This is a genomic window from Acinetobacter sp. 228 (genome assembly GCF_048147885.1).
Genome location: NZ_JAYWYV010000587.1, coordinates 1 through 1,044, shown reverse-complemented (window position 1 = coordinate 1,044; position 1,044 = coordinate 1). Strand labels below are relative to the sequence as shown.

The 1,044-nt window shown below is 37.5% G+C and carries 3 protein-coding genes; 1 reads left to right on the top strand and 2 read right to left on the bottom strand.

What is annotated here, in order from left to right; all coding sequences use genetic code 11:
• Both VXQ92_RS21045 and VXQ92_RS21040 read right to left on the bottom strand, forming a co-directional pair.
• The coding region (locus VXQ92_RS21045) for a YciI family protein (protein WP_416683072.1) at positions 1-272 on the bottom strand (272 nt) is incomplete at its 3' end.
• A 34-nt stretch (positions 273-306) separates the two neighbouring features.
• Entirely contained in the window at positions 307-921 is a 615-nt protein-coding gene (locus VXQ92_RS21040; protein ID WP_000645707.1) for a septation protein IspZ, read from the bottom strand.
• 44 nt (positions 922-965) lie between these two features.
• Here VXQ92_RS21040 and VXQ92_RS21035 point away from each other — a divergent pair.
• The coding region (locus tag VXQ92_RS21035; protein WP_416683073.1) for a hypothetical protein at positions 966-1,044 on the top strand (79 nt) is incomplete at its 3' end.

Genomic DNA, 1,044 nt, shown 5'->3' with positions numbered 1-1,044 from the left:
TTGACATCAACATGACTATAGATGCCTTCTTTCAAAAATGGTTCTTCTTTTAACCATTCATCTAAAGCTTCACGTGTATCAAACTCTACAATCATGGTGCTGCCATAAAAACCAGCTTGCGGGTCATTAGGGTCTTTTGGCATCGCTCCAGCAACAACTAGACGACCTTCATCATCAAGTTTTTGCAAACGTTCGATATGTTGAGGACGTACTGCTAAACGTTTCTCTAGAGTTCCTTCGTTATCGGTACAGCTTAGAACAAAAAAAGGCATGTCATCGTATCTCTATAATCAATCCGAAACCACATTAAGCATCTGGTGACTTAAAATGTTTACGTAAAATAATGAACTGAATAATGATAAATGAAAACATGACAATCATGTCACCAAATGCAGTAAATTCGCCCCAATATTTTCCGCCGTGGAATAAAAACGCAAAGAAAACATGTAAACCAGACATCACGACAAACATAGCTGCCCAAGCAAAGTTTAAATTTTTCCAACCTTTTTCGCTTAAGGCTAAAATCGGATCAAATAAACGTTGGATAAGAGGCTTACGGTCTTTACCAAACCAAGGTGAAACTAAGAAAGCACCTGCAAAAACTAGATTTAAAATAGCGGCTTTTAAGCGGATGTAAAAATCATCGCTCAACATAAGGGTAATACCACCAAAAATGACTGTCATGAACAGCACAATCCATTGCTGTTTATCTAGACGGAACTTTTGCATGATGAACAACGCACCATACACTACCAGCATTGAAATAATTAAACCGGTAGTAGCGACAAGAATATTATTATTATCAACACCGCCAGCAGACCCGATCAGTTTGAGTAAAGGATGCTGTGTATCGGCTGGATCAACTGTCTTATATAAATAAAAGAAAATAATTAATGGAACAAAGTCCAGTAGTGCTTTCATGTTAGAGTATCTGATCAGGTTTGGTGAATGGCATAGTATAAAAGATGCAAGGCATAGATTTACATACACATAGCAATATTTCTGATGGAACTTTGTCTCCAGAATTGCTAGTGCAAGCTGCTG

Bases quoted from the DNA above. Each gene is read 5' to 3' on its own strand.
- VXQ92_RS21040 (WP_000645707.1), bottom strand. From the start codon at position 921: ATGAAAGCACTACTGGACTTTGTTCCATTAATTATTTTCTTTTATTTA.